Annotated in this window: 20 protein-coding genes, 1 tRNA gene and 1 pseudogene; 6 read left to right on the plus strand and 16 right to left on the minus strand. The window is 34.7% G+C overall.

Features of this window, described 5'->3' with window-relative positions:
* Positions 1–334 precede the first annotated feature (334 nt).
* A pseudogene (locus CQA43_RS01600) lies at positions 335–1523 on the minus strand (AAA family ATPase); the annotation flags it as partial.
* 158 nt (positions 1524–1681) lie between these two features.
* Between CQA43_RS01600 and CQA43_RS01605 the strand changes: the two are divergent.
* Entirely contained in the window at positions 1682–1870 is a 189-nt protein-coding gene (locus CQA43_RS01605) for an MGMT family protein (protein WP_115550855.1), read from the plus strand.
* 205 nt (positions 1871–2075) lie between these two features.
* On the opposite strand, the gene CQA43_RS01610 is transcribed toward CQA43_RS01605, so the two are convergent.
* The 4 genes from CQA43_RS01610 to CQA43_RS01625 are packed head-to-tail and all read right to left on the minus strand — an operon-like array spanning position 2076 to position 5372.
* Positions 2076–2909, minus strand: a complete 834-nt coding sequence (locus CQA43_RS01610) for an amino acid ABC transporter ATP-binding protein (protein ID WP_115550856.1) — start codon at positions 2907–2909, stop codon at positions 2076–2078.
* Positions 2896–3594 (minus strand): amino acid ABC transporter permease, encoded by a 699-nt coding sequence (locus CQA43_RS01615; protein ID WP_115550857.1) that lies wholly within the window; start codon positions 3592–3594, stop codon positions 2896–2898. Before CQA43_RS01615 ends, CQA43_RS01610 begins: the two co-directional genes overlap by 14 nt.
* 14 nt (positions 3595–3608) lie before the next feature.
* Complete coding sequence (locus CQA43_RS01620; RefSeq protein ID WP_115550858.1) at positions 3609–4391, minus strand: ABC transporter substrate-binding protein; 783 nt, start codon at positions 4389–4391, stop codon at positions 3609–3611.
* Between the two features lie 54 nt (positions 4392–4445).
* Positions 4446–5372, minus strand: a complete 927-nt coding sequence (locus CQA43_RS01625; RefSeq protein WP_115550859.1) for a radical SAM protein — start codon at positions 5370–5372, stop codon at positions 4446–4448.
* Between the two features lie 171 nt (positions 5373–5543).
* On the opposite strand from CQA43_RS01625, the gene CQA43_RS01630 reads away from it, so the two are divergent.
* Positions 5544–5828, plus strand: coding sequence for a 4Fe-4S binding protein (locus CQA43_RS01630; RefSeq protein ID WP_115550860.1), 285 nt, complete (start codon positions 5544–5546; stop codon positions 5826–5828).
* Between the two features lie 128 nt (positions 5829–5956).
* Here the strand turns inward: CQA43_RS01630 and CQA43_RS01635 are convergent, their stop codons facing one another.
* The 5 genes from CQA43_RS01635 to CQA43_RS01655 are packed head-to-tail and all read right to left on the minus strand — an operon-like array spanning position 5957 to position 10637.
* Positions 5957–6748: an SPOR domain-containing protein gene (locus CQA43_RS01635; RefSeq protein WP_245944182.1), complete on the minus strand. Its 792-nt coding sequence runs from the start codon at positions 6746–6748 to the stop codon at positions 5957–5959.
* A 10-nt stretch (positions 6749–6758) separates the two neighbouring features.
* Complete coding sequence (locus CQA43_RS01640) at positions 6759–7304, minus strand: DUF1882 domain-containing protein (protein ID WP_115550861.1); 546 nt, start codon at positions 7302–7304, stop codon at positions 6759–6761.
* 23 nt (positions 7305–7327) lie between these two features.
* Positions 7328–8578 carry a serine hydroxymethyltransferase gene (locus tag CQA43_RS01645; protein ID WP_115550862.1) on the minus strand — a complete coding sequence of 417 codons (1251 nt, stop codon included), beginning with the start codon at positions 8576–8578 and terminating at the stop codon, positions 7328–7330.
* On the minus strand, positions 8575–10086 hold the full coding sequence (lysS, locus tag CQA43_RS01650; RefSeq protein ID WP_115550863.1) for a lysine--tRNA ligase: 1512 nt from the start codon (positions 10084–10086) through the stop codon (positions 8575–8577). The genes CQA43_RS01645 and lysS overlap by 4 nt, the downstream gene beginning before the upstream one ends.
* Before the next feature lie 14 nt (positions 10087–10100).
* Positions 10101–10637, minus strand: coding sequence for a CvpA family protein (locus tag CQA43_RS01655; RefSeq protein ID WP_115550864.1), 537 nt, complete (start codon positions 10635–10637; stop codon positions 10101–10103).
* A gap of 123 nt (positions 10638–10760) precedes the next feature.
* Here CQA43_RS01655 and CQA43_RS01660 point away from each other — a divergent pair, with 123 nt between their 5' ends.
* Complete coding sequence (locus CQA43_RS01660) at positions 10761–11264, plus strand: YajQ family cyclic di-GMP-binding protein (RefSeq protein WP_115550865.1); 504 nt, start codon at positions 10761–10763, stop codon at positions 11262–11264.
* 62 nt (positions 11265–11326) lie between these two features.
* Positions 11327–12658 (plus strand): apolipoprotein N-acyltransferase, encoded by a 1332-nt coding sequence (gene lnt / locus CQA43_RS01665; RefSeq protein WP_115550940.1) that lies wholly within the window; start codon positions 11327–11329, stop codon positions 12656–12658.
* 7 nt (positions 12659–12665) lie between these two features.
* Here lnt and CQA43_RS01670 read toward each other — a convergent pair whose 3' ends face one another.
* The 6 genes from CQA43_RS01670 to CQA43_RS01695 form a co-directional block, all read right to left on the minus strand.
* A complete protein-coding gene (locus CQA43_RS01670; protein ID WP_220271592.1) occupies positions 12666–13106 on the minus strand; it encodes a GNAT family N-acetyltransferase in 441 nt (146 codons plus the stop codon).
* A 69-nt stretch (positions 13107–13175) separates the two neighbouring features.
* Positions 13176–13262, minus strand: a tRNA-Leu gene (locus CQA43_RS01675).
* Between the two features lie 129 nt (positions 13263–13391).
* Positions 13392–15032 (minus strand): DUF2972 domain-containing protein, encoded by a 1641-nt coding sequence (locus tag CQA43_RS01680; protein WP_115550866.1) that lies wholly within the window; start codon positions 15030–15032, stop codon positions 13392–13394.
* A gap of 412 nt (positions 15033–15444) precedes the next feature.
* Positions 15445–15810: a YraN family protein gene (locus CQA43_RS01685; protein WP_115550867.1), complete on the minus strand. Its 366-nt coding sequence runs from the start codon at positions 15808–15810 to the stop codon at positions 15445–15447.
* Positions 15811–15819: 9 nt separating this feature from the next.
* Positions 15820–17088 carry a homoserine dehydrogenase gene (locus CQA43_RS01690; RefSeq protein WP_115550868.1) on the minus strand — a complete coding sequence of 423 codons (1269 nt, stop codon included), beginning with the start codon at positions 17086–17088 and terminating at the stop codon, positions 15820–15822.
* Between the two features lie 96 nt (positions 17089–17184).
* Complete coding sequence (locus CQA43_RS01695) at positions 17185–17670, minus strand: hypothetical protein (protein ID WP_115550869.1); 486 nt, start codon at positions 17668–17670, stop codon at positions 17185–17187.
* A gap of 158 nt (positions 17671–17828) precedes the next feature.
* On the opposite strand from CQA43_RS01695, the gene CQA43_RS01700 reads away from it, so the two are divergent.
* Together CQA43_RS01700 and CQA43_RS01705 are read left to right on the plus strand one after the other, a co-directional pair.
* Complete coding sequence (locus CQA43_RS01700) at positions 17829–18704, plus strand: ATP phosphoribosyltransferase regulatory subunit (RefSeq protein WP_115550870.1); 876 nt, start codon at positions 17829–17831, stop codon at positions 18702–18704.
* A 10-nt stretch (positions 18705–18714) separates the two neighbouring features.
* Positions 18715–19971 (plus strand): adenylosuccinate synthase, encoded by a 1257-nt coding sequence (locus CQA43_RS01705; RefSeq protein WP_115550871.1) that lies wholly within the window; start codon positions 18715–18717, stop codon positions 19969–19971.
* Position 19972 lies beyond the last annotated feature (1 nt).

Raw genomic sequence — 19972 nt, forward strand, 5'->3', positions numbered from 1 at the left:
ATGTACAGAATTTATCGACTTAAATAGAATAGGTTTTGACATAAATAGAATAGTTTCTAAATATTTTAAATTATTTAATATAATTTAAAATTTAAAAAACACCATTCTTACGAATGGAGATTCGGTAAATCAAAAATTTTTAATTTTTGAACTTTTATAAAAAATCGTAACAATAACGATTTTAAATAACTCCAAAAGAGAAGTTTTAATAAAAAATGATAAAAAATAATTTGATGGTTTTAAGTTTTGTAAGCTTTTTAATTCTTTCTTTTAAATTTTTTGTTTATGAAGGTTTTTAAATAAAGATTTTTATTTATAAAAGGTTGATTATAAAATCATAATTTGCAAATTCTACGCCTTTGCCATAAACATTAATTCCAAATTCTATAAGTTTATCTTTTAATTTAACAATCTCTTTCTTTATAAAGTCTATAAGCTTTAATTGCGCAAAACTCACTATAACTAAGGATTTTCTTATCAGGAAAACTTGTTAAAAATCTAATTAAATCCTATGCGACTAGAGAATTTAAATCAATGAGTATTTTTGACAAGTCATCATCATAAGAAAGTGTAGATTCTGTTTCAAGCCTTTTGATGTATTCTCTACGAACTGTCAATACAAATACAGATACAATCACGCCATTTTCTTTTGTGATACGCTCTACAGAATCAAACATTAAAATCCCTTTATCTCTTTGCATAATTGTTTTTTTATCTTTATCTTCAATATTTTGTGTAAAGGCTAAATCATAAGCAAAGCGAGAAATTTCTGTAAATTTTTGTTTTAACCAAGAATAATTACTAGGAGATTTATTAAGATATTGTCTTAAAAACTTGTAAGGCTCTAGCCTTACTTCCATATCCCAAAAATTTTCTTGATATTTTTTAATAACGCTTGTATCCACATTTTTTTAAATATATAAAAATAAAGCATCTAAGATATTTCTATGTGTTTGTGTAAGCAAAGAATTTTTAAGAGTAATCGCATAAGATGAACCATTAAAGCTTGCCATTTCAAATTCTATTTTATTGTCATTTTCTTTAAAAGCTTTGTAAAAATTAGTATCTGTAAGCTTTCGTGAGCTTAAATAAAAAACTCCCCTATTTTCATTCATGGTTACATAGCCCTCTGCTAAATCATTAACACTTACAGCAGAAATATCTTTTTTATTGATAATTTCTAAAGTATGATTGTCAATATCTTCTACTTTTACATCTTTAATTAAAGGTTCATCAATACTAAAGTTCTGTAATACTTTGATTGTTTTTTGAAACTCACCGGCATTAATATTATTGTTATCTTTTAATACTTCAAGTAAGCGATAAGTTGTAGAATTTTTATCTTCTCCTTTTTGAAATGAGAGCTTATAGACAAGTCTAGGAGCATTGATAATGACAGAGCTACCCATAAGACTTTCACCCTTTTTATCTAAATGGTGGAGTAATAAAATAGCTTGTTTATTTGATTTTGCTACATCTGTTAAAATATTAAAGAAATTTTGCACATCATTTTGATTATTCTGATGAAAATTTTTGAAGCAATCTTACAAAGTCCTTTGGGTGAAATCCTCATTAAGGACAATGGCAGGGCAATTTTAGAAGTTTGTTTTGTGGATTCCCAAAACTCCTCTCAATCCAATGCAAACCCCTTAACGCTTGAGGCCATACGAAAATTAAAAGAATGTTTGCTCTGCAACGCAAAAAGTTTGATTTGCCTCTATCGCCCTATGGAACAGAATTTCAAAAATCGGTTTGGGAAGAGCTTTGTGAGATTCCCTATGGAGAAGTCCAAACCTATGGCGCAATAGCACAAAAATCTACTTTATTAGAATTAGATGGAACAACTCTATCACAACAACACAATGACTAATTTTTATCCTTGCGAAATTTCGCAAGAAAACAATGTTGTCGCTCTTGAGAGCAGTTACAATGCGTGAAGTGCATTGCATAAACACTGCCCCTGCAAATCCATAATTTAGGATAAAGATATATGCTTAATGGAATCTTTTAATTGGAATTCTACATTATAAATTACTTAAACTCCTCGCAGGAACACGCAAAAGCTTAACTTTCCTCTATCGCCGAATATGGCTTAAAAAATACTGCAAACGCTCATTTTTAGGAGAATCAAAAAATTCCATTGGGGGAGAATCCTCCAAGATTTTTCCACCCTCCATAAACAAAACCCTTGTTGCCACCTCTTTGGCAAAACCCATTTCGTGCGTAACACACACCATACTCATTCCCTCATCAGCCAAGCTTTTCATTAAACTTAGCACGCCACCCACCATTTCAGGATCTAGCGCACTTGTGGGCTCATCAAAAAGTATTACTTCTGGCTTCATTGCGAGCGAACGTGCAATCGCAACCCTCTGCTTTTGTCCTCCACTTAAGCGAGAAGGGTATTCATATGCCTTATCATACAATCCTACACGTTGCAATAAAGCCAAACCCACTTCTTTTGCTTCCCCGACACTCATTTTTTTAAGCTTAATGGGAGCTAAAGTAATATTTTCTATTACATTTAAATTATTAAATAAATTAAAATGTTGGAATACCATACCCATTTTGGCACGCGCTTCATTAATGTCTTGTCGGTCTTTTTTGTCGTATTCTTTTATGGCGAGATTTAAAGCCTTGCCTTTGAGATTTGCTAATTCCGGATACAAATCAATACTAATTTCAGAAATGCGCCGATTATCTAGCCAAATCTCTCCACTATCTGGAATCTCAAGCAGGTTTAAACAGCGCAAAAAAGTGCTTTTACCACTTCCGCTTGGTCCAACGATGACAACTTTCTCTCCTCGCTGAAATTCCACATTCAAGCCATTAAGCACAATTTTCTCACTCTTGTCCTCTTTTGTGCTACTTTCATAATATTTTTTAACTAAATTTCTAACGCTTATCACTTTTTCTTAGTTTCCCCTCGTATTTCTTAACAACAAAGCTCGCAATCATTACCAACACCAAATAGCAGAGTGCCAAGAAAAAATATGGAATCATATATTCATAGCTTGCACTACCAATCGTCTTAAACGCATAGGTTAAATCATGAACGGTAACATAATTTGCTACCGAAGTTTCTTTAAGAAGCGTGACGAACTCATTTCCTAAATTTGGCAACGCATTTTTCAAGGCTTGCGGAAAAACAATAAAACGCATACTTTGTTTAGAATTAAGCCCAAGTGCCCTTGCAGCCTCATTTTGTCCGCTATCCACGCTCAAGATTCCACCGCGAATAATCTCACTAACATACGCACCACTATTAAGACCAAAAATCACAATAGCAACCAATAAAGCACTGCTTCCCGCCAAACCAAAAAGAGGTAGAATTACAAAATAGATGAACAAAAGCTGCACAACAATCGGCGTCCCACGAAAGAATCCCACATACAGCTTTCCAATTCCCACAAGCAAATATTCTAATGTGTTTTTCTCTTCTTTGGTAATTAAAATCGCAAGCATTGTGCCTACAAAGATTCCAATCATCAAACCACACACTGCGAGTAGAATCGTAACAAACAAACCCTCTACAACAAGCGTGTAACCGCCTTTGACAATGAGTTGATTATAAAAAATTTCTATTTTATCCATAAATTCTTGGGCTTTTAATAATACTTTTTAATAATTTTATCTAGCACGCCCTCTGTTCGCATTTTCTCAAGTGCTTGATTAATGGAATCCAAAAGCTCTTGATTACCTTTTTTTACTGCAATTCCATACCTCTCTTCCGTCAAATACGCGCTTAAAACTTCTGTGTTTGCGTAGTTTTTGGAGATTAAACGCGCGGGAGCTTCATCAATAATCACAATATCAATCTGCCCATTTTCTAGCGCACTTACCGCCAAAGAACCATTGACGAATCCCTTAACTTCAGCATTTTTAAAGCCCTCAAAACCCCAATCTTTATCGCCTTGCGCATAAAATGCCCCTGTTGTTCCCGTTTGCACACCAATCTTGATTCCATTCTTTTTGTTGATTGCCTTAATGAGTTCTGCTGCATTATCACCCACAGCTTTTAATTCAGAATCGGAATTTTTAATGATGACAACTTGATTTGCATTATAATAAGAGGTAGTAAAATCCACAACTTTTGAACGCGCCTCATTAATCGTCAAACCACTTGCACCAAAATCTACATTTGCACTACTTACAGCACTCACAACAGAATCAAATTCCATATCTTTAATTTCCAAAGTTTTACCCAAAATCTTTGCCACCTCTTGTGCAATCTCTACATCAATGCCCTTAAATTCATTGCCCTCTTTATATTCAAAAGGCGGAAATTCTGCAGCAGTAGCCATTACAATCTTTTCTTCATTCTTGCTACAACCTTGCACAAAAATCACCGCCAAAATCGCCAACAAACTTGCCCAAATCAACTTTTGCATACCTTTTCCTTTAACGAAATTAAGCTTGGATTATAGCAAAATTCCGCATATTTTTTAAGCTTTTATTCCAATGCGATAAAACTTTGTAGCATTATTTTCTACAATCTCCACTTGACCGCTTTGCAACAAATCTTGTAGAATCTTACGCGAATAGATATTCCATAACGTTGCAACATCTTCCGTGCTTTGAGGACGCAAGGCGATTGTTTTTAGGATTTCATCGCGACTTAAATTTAATTGCACTTGTTCTTTGGGTTCCGCTCTTTTGGGAATAAAAATTGGAAGTCCAAAATCTAAAAAAACTTTTCCAAATAACTCCAATTTCTCTTGAGAAACACTCTTGACTTGATAGGCAGCAGGGCGGTCAATCGTGCTAATATCAACGCGTTTTAATCGCATAGGAGCAAGAAATTTTGCCATTTTTTTAACTTCGTCTAAAGAATCATTGATCGTCTCTACAAATAAAATTTCTGCATACAATTCGCCTCCAAAATCCGCACCAAACTGATAGATTCCTTGTAAAATTTGCTCTAAATTTACGCTTTTACTTGGGCGGTCAATCTTTTTAAACACCTCTTTGCTGACTGCGTCTAATGAAAATTTTACTTTATCAAATAATAAGCAAGCACGCGCAACAATAGGGTCATGCAATAAAGAACCATTTGTTAAGAGTAAAGTCTGTTTTGTGCCTTTAATGTCTTCTAAACGCAACATCAACTCATACAAATGTGGATAAAGTGTTGGCTCTCCATTAGCAGTAATCGTCAAGGATTCTATATTTGGAAAATGTTCCAAGCCTTTTTGGATTTCCTTTAAAATCACTTCTACTTCCAAATAATTTTCCATAAAATCTTGTGCTTTTTTGCCCTTTAATTCACAATACAAACAATCATAATTGCATTGTTTAATATCAGGAGACAAATCTACGCCAAGAGATTCCCCAAAGCGTCTTGAATGAACAGGACCAAAAATAATATTCATACACTTAAACCTTTATCCTTTAAAATAATCAATATTTTACACTATTTTACGCACAGAATCATATTCAAACATAATTTTACCACTCTAATCCAATATAATCTTATTTTTAAAGCTCCATTTTATAAAGTTTAATATATACTCATTGTCTAATATAAATTTTAAGGAGAAATAATGTCTGTTAAAATTACTGACATCTGCATCGCCTGTGGTGCGTGTATTGACGAATGCCCGGTAGAAGCTATCGTAGATGATGATGATAATCCAAATGATGATGGTTGCTATTTTGTTCATAGTGAAAAATGTGTAGAATGCGTAGGACACAATGACGAACCTGCTTGTGCCTCTGCATGCCCCACAGAAGGTTGTATCGTATGGGACGCAGTTGTAGCTTCACAACCCCATAGAGACGATATTAGTGATGACAAAAGAAGTGCTCACACACCTGTTGTTGAATAGTTCTTTCTTTCACAAAATAAATCCCCTTTTTTTGCGGGGATTAGCATTTTTAAATCAACTTTTAACTTTTTTAAAAATTTTAGCAGAAAACAAACCAATGCTAAAATTGCATTGGTTAAAAAAAGAGGTTATTTAATTTCTTTAATAAAAGCATCTTTATTGATTTTTGCACGAATCTCGCTTAATTTATTTTGTGCTTCTTGTTTTGTAGTATAAGGACCTATAAGTAAGCGATTGTTGTCTCCAGATTTTTGCATACGATAACTTAATTTATTTTCATTAATCAAGCCTAAAAGCTGCTTATTGGGAGAGAATTTACTAAAAGAGCCCACTTGAACATAGAATCCCTTACCAGCCTCACTGCCTTGCAAAGAAGGGTTATTTACTTTAACATCTTTAAAACTTTCTTTTGGAGTTGTTTTTGATGGCTCTTGTTTGATTTCAGGTTTTGAAGTCATTTGTGTAGGCTGTGGTATAGGTTTTTGGGATTCTACTTTTGGTGCTGAATTAGGAGCTGTTGGCAAAGCTTGTGTAGAAGCATTATTTTGATTTTGTTGTGCTTTAATTTGATTAATAATCATTTGGAATTGGTCATCACTGCTAGTATTTTGGATTGGCACTTGTCCAAAATCTGTATTTTGATTTTGCTGATTTTCATTTGAGGTTTGCGACATTTTTGGTTCTAAACGTTCCAATGGCTTCTGTGTTTCAATCTCTTGTTTATTTATTTCTTGAGAATCTCCTTGAAACAAATAAACAGCCAATACAATCACTGCAAATAATAAAACGCCAATCGCGCTTAATAAAATTAATTTCTTATTGCTTCCGCTTTTTAATTCATCGCCTTCATTGTTGCTAATCAATAAATCGTCCAATTCTAAATCTCTTGCTGTGTCTTTGTGTGATTCTAATTCTGTCATATTCTCTCCTTTACATATGTTTAGACCACGAAGCACCGCGTTCTTTCTTATAAACATTATAGGGTACAATCAAGATGTTAAAATTTTTGGGAATATCAAGCGAAGGAAACATTTTCCACTCTGTTGGCATTTTTTGAGAAAGCTTTGCACCAAGCATTTTAGCAATTTGGCAACCCTCTTGAAAAGTCGTATGTCCTTTATGCACATATAAATGCAAATGCCCCGGTGTTTTTGTTTCATAAGCAGTAAAATTAATAAACCCTTCTTCTCTTAAAAGCAATTGTGCACGATGCCAAAAACGTTCTGCATTGAATCCATTATAATCAAAGACAATATTTTCAACTTTATCGCGCTCATTAATCAAAGAATGTGCAATAATGATTTCTTTTTTAAAATGACTTTGGAGCAAATTACGCGTAATTGGCTCATCAATCTTTTTAAATTTATCATAAAAGATTCTACCATTATGTTGCATTTTCTCCCCAATTCCTGGTGATTTCAACCAATAATGAGAGGTAGTCATTTTAATAAGTTTCAAATCCATATCTGATACCATTGCTTGCTTCCTTTTCGTTAATCTTAAAAAATTGCCTTATTATAAATAGGAAATTTTAGCGCAAGTTCCTTTAATTCACTCTTGATTTTTTCTTGTTTTTGTGTATTTGTTATATCATCTAATATATCTGCAATTTTATTTGCTACAATTTCAAACTCTGCTTCTTTAAATCCTCTTGCAGTCAATGCAGGCGAACCAAGGCGCACACCACTTGTTACAAATGGGCTACGCATTTCACCCGGAACAGTGTTTTTATTCGCAGTGATTCCAGCATTTCCCAATGCCAAATCTGCATCTTTTCCGCTATATTTTTTATCAAGTAAAGACAGCAAAATCAAATGATTATCTGTGCCATCACTTACTACTTTGAAATTTCTTTCCATTAAAACTTTTGCTAAAACTTTTGCATTGGATTTAACTTGTTTGGCATATTCTTTCCATTCAGGTTTCAGATTCTCACCAAAACCTACTGCCTTACCTGCAATCACATGCATAAGTGGTCCTCCCTGCATTCCGGGAAAAACTGCCTTATCAATCTTCTTAGCATACTCCTCATTGTTGGTTAAAATCAATCCTCCACGCGGTCCGCGCAAAGTTTTATGTGTAGTGGTAGTTACCACATCTGCATAAGGAAAAGGATTGGGATACTCCCCTGCAACAACAAGTCCAGCCACATGTGCAATATCTGCCATAAGAATCGCTCCTACACTCTCGGCAATTTCTTTAAATCTTGCAAAATCCAATTTTCTTGAATAGGCACTAAAGCCACAAACAATCATATTCGGTTTCACAATCCTTGCAGTTTCGGCTACCTTATCGTAATTGATTCTTCCATCAAGCTCCACACCATAAAAAAAGCTTTGATATATTTGTCCTGTGAGACTGACTTTTGCTCCGTGTGTTAGATGCCCTCCGTGGCTCAAATCCATACCTAAGATTTTATCATAAGGCTTTAAAAGTGCGGAATACACCGCACAATTTGCTTGAGAACCTGCGTGAGGTTGGACATTTGCAAACGCACAATCAAAAAGCTTTTTAGCGCGATTAATGGCTAGTTCTTCAATTTTATCTACAAATTCACATCCTCCATAATATCTTTTATAGGGATAACCCTCGGCATATTTGTTGGTTAGCACGCTTCCCATAGCTTCCATTACGCTTGGAAAAGTAAAATTTTCGCTCGCAATCATCTCCAAATGCGTATTTTGGCGTTCTAATTCCTGATTAATAAATCCTAAGATTTCTGGGTCATTTTCTTCTAAAACATAACTCATTGTTCTTCCTTTTTGTTTTGTGGTTTTTGCGGTTTTAATGCTGGAAATAAAATCACATCTTTTATCGTTGTATTCCCTGTCAATAACATCACCAAGCGGTCAATTCCAATTCCTTCTCCTGCTGTTGGAGGCATACCATAAGAAAGGGCGGTAACATAATCCTCGTCCATATATTGTGCTTCTTCATCACCTGCTTCCTTAGCTTTGACTTGTTCTTTAAATCTCTCTAGCTGATCTAGCGGGTCATTTAATTCGCTAAAGCCATTGGCAATTTCGCTTCCTCCAATAAATAACTCAAATCTATCCGCGATTTCCGGATTCTTATCGTTACGTCTTGCAAGAGGGCTAATTGCAATAGGAAAATCTGTAATAAAAGTAGGATTGATTAATTTCTCCTCTACAAAAGCGTCAAAAGCTTCACTTTGCAATTTACCTAACTCCGTTTGGGATTCCAAAGGAACATTATGCTCCTTGAGGTAAAGATACAATTTCTCCTCCTCATTCACAACTTCGCGTGGAATCCCTCCAATCTCTACTAAAGCGTCTAAATAAGTAATTTGCCTAAAAGCGTCCAAATGAATCTCTTGATGATTAAATACCAAAACTTTGGGCAAGGAAAGGGATTCTAGCAAATACGCAAACAATTCTTGCGTAATTTGAATCAAATCTTTATAATCCTTATACGCCCAATAAAATTCAATCATTGTAAATTCTGGATTGTGTGAGTGGTCCATTCCCTCATTGCGGAAATTACGATTGATTTCAAAAATTGCTTCAAATCCACCAACAATTAAACGTTTGAGATATAATTCAGGAGCAATTCTCAAATATCGCTCCACATTTAAGGCATTATGGTAAGTTACAAAAGGTTTAGCATTTGCACCACCCGGAATCGGGTGCATCATCGGTGTTTCAACTTCTAAAAATCCTTTTTGTTCAAAGAATTTTCTCACATTTGAAACAATTTTAGAACGCAATACAAAACTATCGCGCACTTCTTTATTCATAATTAAGTCTAAATATCTTTGACGATAACGCAATTCAATATCTACCAACCCGTGATATTTCTCTGGCAAAGGACTAATTGCTTTGGTTAGAATCCTAAAATCCAAAGCATGTAAGCTTAATTCACCCGTTTTTGTTACAAAAGGAAACCCTTTTGCCATTACAATGTCTCCGACTTCTACGCATTTTTTAAACATATCAAAAGAATCACTCAACTCGTTTTTAGACAAATAAACTTGCAAGATTCCGCTTACATCTTCTATCTTAATAAAAGCCGCTTTGCCCATTAGTCTAATAAACTTAATGCGTCCAGCAACTTGTGCGGATTTGCTTTCATCTTTTTGTTTACCCTCTGGTAAAGATTTAAGAAAATCATAGCTCTTTAAAAACTTCTGCGTATTCCATTCTTTTGAGATTCCATTACCATAAGGATTAATGCCCATTTCACGCAATGTGTTAGCTTTTGCGATTCTGCCTAGCACATAAGCATCATTTTCAAACATTTTTTTCCTTTATTTTAGAATATATTATTTTGCAAATCTTCTATTTTTGACGTGTTGCTTTGCACAACATCAAGCTTAATCACAACAGCTCCCGTATCACGCAACATTGGATAAAGATAACTTCCTTGCGTGTATTTTTCAATGAAACTTTTAGCAAATTGAATATTGGTTAATGTGGCAATTATAATCGCAAAAATCATAAAAACTTTTAATGCGCCAAAACAGAATCCCAAAATCCGATTCACTCCTCCCAATGCGCTCAAATTAACTATTTTCTGCATAATTTCAGCCACAATCAAGGCAAGCCCCCAAATGAGTGCCAACAAAACCAAAAAACCAATCAACGAAATTGCGGAGGGGTTCTGAAAAGCATAAAGATTCGCACTAATCCATTCTCCAACATTATCTCCATAGACAGAGGCACCATACACGCCACCCACGATTCCTACAAAACCAAAAAATTCGCGCACAAATCCATTGATAATCCCCCGAATCGCCAATAACAAAATCAAAGCACCCACTATTAAATCAAACCAATTAAAATCATTCATTTAATATGCCTTAAAATAAAAATTTTTAATAAAATGTTTATTTTACACAAAAGAAACCTAAAAATATTTTATGTTAAAATAAATTTTAACGAATTTTAATTATTTTTTATACAAGGAATCACAATGGCAGCCAAAGAACATAGCTTTGATATTTCAGCAAAAATAGAGATTCAAGAGTTTAAAAACGCTCTAGAACAGGCAAAGAAAGAGATTGAAAACCGCTTTGATTTCAAAGAGGACAAAGCAAAAGAATTAAATTTCAACGAAAAAGACAAAACTTTAATTGTTCTAGCCACAAGCACCAACAAAGCAAAGACAATCAAAGACATTTTGGATTCTAAACTCATTAAGCGCAACCTCTCTTTGAAAGTCTTAAAAGAAAAAAACACAGAATCCGCGAGTGGCGGCAACACAAAAGTAACTTATCAGCTCAACGATGTACTAGACGATAAAAACACAAAGATAATTAACGCAGCAATTAAAAATGAAAAATTCAAAGTCAGCACGCAAATTTTAGGAAATGAGATTCGCGTCAAGGCAAAAGATATTGAAGAGCTACAAAAGGTCATCGCGCATTTGCGTAAAATGGAATTGGAAGTCTCACTTAGTTTTGGAAATTTTGCTTGAAACTCCAATTAAAACTTTCAACAAAGCAGAAACACTCTAGCAAAAATTCAAAAAAACATCAGATGCTTGCACAATCACGCAAGCAGCAAAATATCAATTCCAAAAATTTCTTAAAAACATTATTTTTAAGCACCACGATTCCACAAAATAAACTGCAAGTATTTTTACTCGGTGTTTTATGCGCACTATTCTTTAGTGCTTTTATTTATTTAGAGCATTTTTTAGAAAGATTCAATCTACCCATTTTCTCAACACTTTGCGCTCTAGCTGGAATCTTTCTTTATTTTAAACTCTCCCGTTTTGGAGCGTTAATTTGTGGAGCACTGATTGGAATCTTGTGGTTTTATTGGGTTGGTTTTAGCTTTAAATTCTATGATTTAACTTCTTTTATTCCGCTTCTTTGGGCTGTATTTGCCTTGTGTTATGGTGGGCTTTTTTATCTTTTTTGCTTTTTTCAAAATCCTATTTATCGCATCGTTACACTCACGCTTTCGTCTTTTGTGCATCCTTTTGGATTTAATTGGTTTATTTTAGAATCTATGCTGACTAAAAGCTACTTTTTTCCCTCCAAATTCACGCTTTTTTTGCTTTTGATTGGGGTCTTGATTTTTAGCTTAAGTCTCACAAGACAACTCTACAAAACAAGTGTGCTTTGGCTTGCAGGATTTTGCTTGTTGCTAGCTTTTTCTCATTCTAACTTTGATGTAAAGACAAAATCCCAACAAGATTCAAAGCTCAAAATCAAAACCTTAAGCCTTAATATTCCGCAAAATATCCGCTGGGATTCCAAATATCTCAACTTCATTATTGAACAAAACTTGCAGCAAATCGCACAAGCTAAAGCGCAAAACTATGACTTGATTATCTTGCCCGAAACCGCCTTTCCTTTTGCGCTCAACCTCCAACCTCACTTGATTGAATCCTTAAAAGCTACAAGTCAAGAAATTGCGATTCTCACAGGTGCAGTTTATCAGGAAAATAACCGCATTTTCAATAGTGCTTATTTGTTTCAAAATGGAGAGATGAGAGTGCTGCATAAGCAAATTTTAGTTCCATTTGGCGAGCAGATTCCATTACCTCGCTTTTTTGCAAAATGGATAAATCAAACCTTTTTTCAAGGAGCAAGCGATTTTAACTTTACAGAATTCCAAGCTCCAAATTCCGCTCTTATTAAAGGTATGCGATTCCAAATTGCAATTTGTTATGAAGCCACACGCGAAGAATTTTATCAAGATTTTCCCAAATATCTCATCGCCCTTAGCAATAATGCGTGGTTTGTTCCTAGCATTGAACCCACCTTGCAACGACTTTTAATGTTATACTTTGCAAAAAATTATAGCACGACAATCTTTCACTCTAGCAATGCCTCTCCTGATTTTAAACTAACGCCTTGAGTGAATTTTATCGTTGCAATAGCATTTGGATATGTGCGATTCCATCTTCTATATATTCTTTTGAAACTTGTTTGAAGCCGAATTTTTCATAGAATCCCTTTGCATAAACTTGCGCCCCAATCCTTATTGTATTTGCTTGGAATCTCTCTTGTGCTACTTTAATGCCTTCTTTTAAAATCTCTCCACCTAGCCCACAACCTCTCTTTAATGTTATCACCCTACCGATTGAAACTTCTTTGTAAGATAAACCCGCTGGCAATACGCGCAAATAGGCTTGAATGCCCTTTGAATCCCTAAAATACAAATGCAAACTTTGTTTATCTTTCTCATCAATTTCTTGATATGCGCATTTTTGCTCCACTACAAAAACTCCCACGCGCACTTTAAGAATCTCATACAATTCCTCTAATGTTAATTCTTTAAATTTTTTAATAACTAATGACATCATTTGGAATTCCTTTTTGGAAAGATTGGATTAAAATTTAATTTGGAAATTTGTTTTGAAAGAAAAAATCAATGGTGCCGAGGGTCGGAATCGAACCGACACGGGGTTGCCCCCACCAGATTTTGAGTCTGGCGCGTCTACCAATTTCACCACCCCGGCAATTTAAAGGATAGGATTATATAAAACCTTAACAAAATTTTAGCTTAAAAAGAGGTAGCTTCTTTGTGTGATTCTTTTCTTATAAAGTAGTTTGCCCACTTTAGCGCAAATCCATAATCCTAACAACTTTTATTTATCCATCTCCTCACACATTCTCTCAAACTCTTGATAATATTTCCAAGATTCTACAATGTCAGGGCGATTGGCTTTGATGATTTCAATATCCCCTCGAATCTTTCTCTTAAATTCTAATGCAAGTTTTGGATTACTTTTGAAATAATTTAATATATCCTGTTCGCCGAAAAGATTTTCTTGAACGCTTTTTATATAATTTTTTAATGCCATAAAGTATCTTTCAAAATATTCTTGAATGGATTGCAATAAAACTTTATTATTCGTCAATACTTCAAATTCCTCTTGCTTAACATATAAAACAAGATTTTCTTGCGGTATTTTAATGTTTATGAGATTCATTATGTCTATAAGCTTTTCATCTTGATTTGGGTGCAATTGATGTGTTGTAATCAATATTTCTATTGATATTTTAGAGATATCCTTTATATTCACCTTTAAAATACAAGGCAACATTAATAAGCCCTCATACCGATTAACTTTACCGCCAAAAGCTTTTGAATTTTGTGAAACATTGAAATTTAATTTTTTGGATAAATCTACAAAAGTATAAAATGCTCTCTCTCCGCTAATTTCATCAATAGAAATAAAATAAATTTTAGAAATTGCATTTTTAAGCCACTCTAATTTTAATTTAAGTCCTCCAAAATCTCCCCATTGCAAAGAAAAATTTTCCTTTTGAATAATGTTTATATCAGGTTTATTTTTATATACACCGCGATAATAGATTTGTGGAAACAATATTTTATCCTCTAAAGAGAAAAATTTAAACCTATTAGTTATGGGCTCTGTGCCAAGAATATGATTTACACCTGTTTTTAATCTACTAATATAATCTCTGGCAATGCTAAAAAGAGGAACTTTTTTGTCTAATAAATTAGCAAATTTTTCCGCACCACTTTGCCAAGCATTGAAAGAAAATATAATATTTTTACCCTCTAAATAGTTCTGATACAGATAAATATAAGCATTTTTGTATTCTTTAAATTTCCAACATATAGTGCAAAACTCAACACCAGAGCAATAACTAAAAAATTTTTCTGTTGCTTCTCCACCCGAGCAACTATTATAAAGCCAAATGCCATTATACCCCCTAACTAACGGCAGATTCAAATCCCAAGCAAGTTCCGCAGGGATACTCTCATAGCTTAAGGTTGGATAAGGTTGGATAGAATCTATGCTTTTACTTTGTGATTCGTCATTGCGAGATTCTGTATCAGCAAATTTACCCTTGCTGCACAAATCCAAATCAAAGCAATCTGAAGTGCTCACAATGAAATCTTTAAAGTGTGATTCTTTTACATTCAATCTCTTAGGATTCAATAAAGGAGGATAAGGGTGATTGGTTTTAATGTATTGTTCTTTAAATTCTTTAGAGTTAAGCCATTGTAAGATAATATCATAATGAGAAATAATAAATTGTAAATTCTTTGGATTCACAATTAAAGTGTTTTGCTCTCTTAAAGTCTGATAGATTTTAAAAGCTTCGAAATCTCTTTGAAGTTTTAAAATACCATAAAACATTAGAATCTTTTGAATCCAAACTTCTCTTAGAATCTTTCTCTTTGTTTTCCTAATTCTATAAGCTAGAGCAAACTTTAAACCAAATCGTTTATAAATCTTACTTCCTATACTCATAGAGATTCCTTTTGCAAAGAATGAAACAAAGAGGGAATCAAAGGTGGAATCTTGAAAATTTGAAGATTGAATAAATTAGAAGAAAGAAATAAAAAGTGGAGTGGAATACAAAAAATAGATAGAAAATAGAAAAGAAATTTTAAAAAGTCAAAAGAACTAATTAAGAGAGAGAGAGAGAGAGAGAGAGAGACGAATGAATGATATTGAATCTCATTATAGATTCCTTGTGTTAAAATGATGCTTTTAAAGACTTTTAAAGTTTGTAAGTGTCTTTAAAAAGCAAAAAGCATTATAGCAAATAAATGGGGGGGGGGGGGCAATAGAAATTAGGAAAATTACATTTCTTTCAAAATTTGCTCTACTACTGCTTTTGGATTTTGTGAGATTCTGCCAAAAAACATTGGAGATAAAATTAAAACATGGTTAAGTTTTCTAGCCAACGCACGCAAAAATTATCGCTTGCAGTTTGCTTAGACAAAATCAATGCGCTAAGGCAATAAGGCACTTGAATGGATTGTTGATTTAAATAAATATTTAAAGTTTTGGTTAATTTTTTTAGTTTTGCAGGAGTGAGATTATAAACAGGCTCAAACCCTACCCCACTTTTTACTTCCACAAAATGCAAGATTCCATTCTTTTTAGCGATAATATCCAACTCACCAAAACGCGTATGAAAATTTCTCTCCAAAATAGCAAATCCTTGTTTTCCTAAAAACTCACACGCGAAAGATTCTGCCTCCTTGCCTTTTTGCGTTGTGTTTGGAGAATTTTTTATCATCAAAGCAAATTATTTCTCAATCCGAATCATCACAGGAGTCGTCTGCACAACTTCTAAATCACCAATGCGCTGGAGTGCAACTCTAATCTCTGCTTCACTGCAAGAATGCGTAGAAAGCAACAAGGTAGAGTGGTTTTTATTTTTTGCTTTGCGTTGCAAGAAAGTATCAATAGAGATTCCTACTTCACCAAAAATAGTTGCAATTTTTGCTAAAACTCCGGGCTTATCCGATACCAAAATACGCAAATAATATGCGCTAATAATTTTTTCTAGTGGTTTAAGTCGCAGTTTATCGCTTGGGGTTTTAAAACCTAACATAGGTGAACTTTTTGTGCGTGCAATCTCAATAATATCCGAAATCACTGCACTTGCAGTTGCATTACCACCTGCACCCGCTCCATAATAAAGTGTTTCACCCACACAATCCCCTACTACACTAATGGCATTCATCACACCATCTACTTTTCCAATCATTGCCTCTTTGGGTAGCAAGGTCGGATGCACCCGCAATTCTATTTCATCTCCGTCCTTTTTCGCTATTCCAAGCAATTTTAAGTGATAGCCAAATTCTTTTGCAAAGGCAATATCCTCTTGTGTGATTTGTGTAATCCCCTCAATCAAGACATCTTCAGGTTTTGCGTCAATGCCATAGGCAATACTTGCCAAAATCAACAATTTATGTGCTGCGTCAAATCCACCCACATCAAAGGCAGGGTCTGCTTCAGCATAACCTAAATCTTGCGCTTCTTGCAAGACTTCCTTATATTCTACTCCCTGCTCTTTCATTTTGGTTAAAATAAAATTACAAGTGCCGTTAATTATTCCACGAATATTTAAAATATGATTCGCTCCCAATCCATCACGCAAAGCCTTGATAATCGGGATTCCACCAGCGACACTCGCCTCAAAGCCAATTGGCAAATCTCCAGCAATTTTTTGCAATTCATAACGATGATAAGCAAGCATTGCTTTATTTGCTGTTACAAATGCCTTGGAGTTACGCAAGGCTTTTTTAGCAATTTCAAAAGGAGTATCTACTCCACCAGTCAGCTCTACGACAATATCAATCTTTGGGTCATCAAGGACAGAATCTACATCATTAGTAATTGGAAAATCAAAAATTTGGCGACTTTTGGATAAATCTTTTACAACGCCTTGCTTAATCACAATCGCATAACCAGAACGCGCCGCAATGAGTGCCTGATTTTCTTTTAATATTCTAGCAACGCTACTGCCCACCGTGCCAAGCCCAATAATCCCTAATGTCAGCTGTTTCATACTTGCCTTTCACATAATTTAAAGCGGAATTATAACATCTTAAAGTAAAAGAAAATTTAGGTTTATCACTCGTTAATGCAGACAAATAGGGGGAATCTATAAGGGTAGATTCTTTTTAAGATTCCACAAAAGCTCATTTAAAAAATCGCTTTGCGCTTGTTCTCCCTGCTGCTCTTGCAACTTTTTTTGCAATGCGATATCGTCCAAACCTAAATATTGCCCCAATGCGTCGCTCCAACCCATAGCAGAATTTCCACTATTTAAACCATAATTAAAAGCATTACTTTGCTGCTGTAAATTTTCTATGAGTGCCTGCTGTCCCTCATCTGTATTGTAGTTTGTCGGTTTGTTTTTTATACCTAACTGATTGTTAAGGCTGTTTTGAAAGTTATAATAAGAGCCTGCGGAATTGTATTTGCTCAACAAATTATGAGAGGGATATTTGATTTGTGGTGTTGTGGTAGTTTTACCTGTATTGATAGTTTGTTTTATCGGTTCTGTGCTAGGCTTATTTATAGACGTGCTTGGTGTAGCTTGCGGATAACGGATTTGGTAAGGTTGTGTATTAATCTTAAATGCCATACAAATCTCCTTTTTTTAACTTGTGTAATTATAACAAAATTCTTAAAGAATATCGTCCATTTTATGAAATAAAATAGACTAAAGCTATCTAAAAATTAAAAGTTTCATACAAAATTATGTTACAATGCGCTCTTTAGAGATTTTTATAAGGATATTTTGTGATTTTAAGCCATGAAATACCACAAGGTTGCAAACTCTACTTTGGCAAAGACGCCAAAGTTAAGCGAGAATTAGAAAGCCTTGCAAGTGCGATTCTGTATCAAAATGGTTATGAAGAAATTATAACGCCCACTTTTGCCTATTTAGAACATCAAAGAGACATACATAGTCGGGAAGTCGTGCGCACCAATAACCAATTCAATCATCAAATTGCTCTTCGCAACGATTCCACGATTGATACAATTCGTCTTCTTGCTCCACATTTGCGCGAAGCTGCGATTGGCAAACGTTGGTTTTATATCCAACCCATCTTTATTTATCCCACAACTGAAGTGCATCAAATTGGTGTAGAAAACTTAGAAAATTGTGATATTTTGCCTTTTATTGAAATGTCTTTACAAGTCTTAAATGGAATCACAAACTTTACAAAATCGCCAGATTCCTACTGCAAAAAAATCTTTTTACAACTTTCTAATGTTAAAATCCCACAAATTTGTGCAGAAATTTTCGGGATTCCTTTGAGTGCCTTTGAAAAAATTGATGTGGGAGCAATAGAAAGTGCAAATCCCTTAATGGCAAAACTTTTGCGCATATACAACAAGGAATCACTAGAAGCAGTTTTACAAAACACCAAAGATTTACCAAATAAACTAGAGGAAGAGCTAGAAAAACTCTACCTCCTTGCTTCCAAGATTTCTTATGTACATTGCCTTGTTTCTCCATTATATTATGCTCCAATGAGTTATTATAAAGGTTTATTTTTTAGATTTTTTGCAGAAAATCTTACTTGGATCCTAGGTGGAGAATACGAAATTTTAGGACAAAACGCATGCGGATTTGCAATCTATACAGATAATTTAATACAATCGTTTTAAGGAGTGAGAGATGAGTAAAGCAGATTTGATTGTTGGGATTCAATGGGGCGACGAGGGCAAGGGAAAAATGGTAGATTTACTCGCCCACAATTATGATTATGTCGTCCGTTATCAAGGGGGACACAATGCGGGGCATACCATTGTAGTAGAGGGCAAAAAATACGCTTTGCATTTGATTCCGTCAGGAATCTTATACCCACAATGCAAAAATATCATTGGCAATGGTGTGGTGATTAGCCCCAATGCGCTAATAGAGGAAATGGCGCAATTCAAAGAAATGTATGGCGGATTACAAGGAAGATTATTTATTAGCACCAAAGCACATTTGATTTTGCCCTACCACGAAATGTTGGATAAGTTAAGCGAACAGCAAGCCAAACAGGCTATTGGAACAACTTGCAAAGGAATCGGACCAACCTATACCGATAAAGTTTCGCGCAAAGGCATTCGCATTGAAGAGTTAAAAGACACCACAAAACTTGCCAAAAAAATCCTAGAAAAACTAGAAGAAATTGCAAAAAGAGGCATACAGATAAAGATTCCAACCTTAGAAAATCTTAAAAACGAGCTAGAGTCTTATGCAAAAGCTCTTTTGCCTTTTTTAGCAAATACCACAAATATGCTTTGGCAAGCAATGGACAAGGGAGAAAAAATCTTGTGTGAGGGAGCGCAAGGAAGTATGCTAGATATTGACTTTGGCACTTACCCCTTTGTTACAAGTTCTACCACAATTTCAGCTGGTGCTTGTAGTGGGACAGGAATCGCACCTCGTGAGTTAGGAGAAGTTATCGGAATCCTCAAAGCCTATTGCACGCGCGTAGGTAATGGACCTTTTCCGACAGAAGAGATAGGAGAAATTGGGGAATCCTTACGCAATAAAGGTGGCGAATTTGGCGTAACAACCGGGCGCGCTAGACGTTGTGGGTGGTTAGACGCTATGGCTGTAAAATACGCTTGTCGCCTCAATGGCACAAGTGCTTTAGCAATGATGAAACTAGATGTTTTAGATGGCTTTGACGAAGTCAAAGTCTGCGTTGCATACGAAGACGAAAACGGAACGCGTTTGGAGGAATTTCCAAGTGATTTGACGAAGATTAAACCCATCTATCAAACCTTTCAAGGTTGGGACAAAACAGCGTGTATTAGAGAATTTGACAAATTGCCGCAAAATGCAAAAGACTATATTTTGGCATTAGAAAAGCTCATTGGTGTAAAAATTGCAATGATTTCTACTAGTCCAGACAGGAACGACACTATTTTTAGATAGA

Origin of the sequence: Helicobacter ganmani (assembly GCF_003364315.1) — a bacterium.
GTDB lineage: Bacteria > Campylobacterota > Campylobacteria > Campylobacterales > Helicobacteraceae > Helicobacter_D > Helicobacter_D ganmani.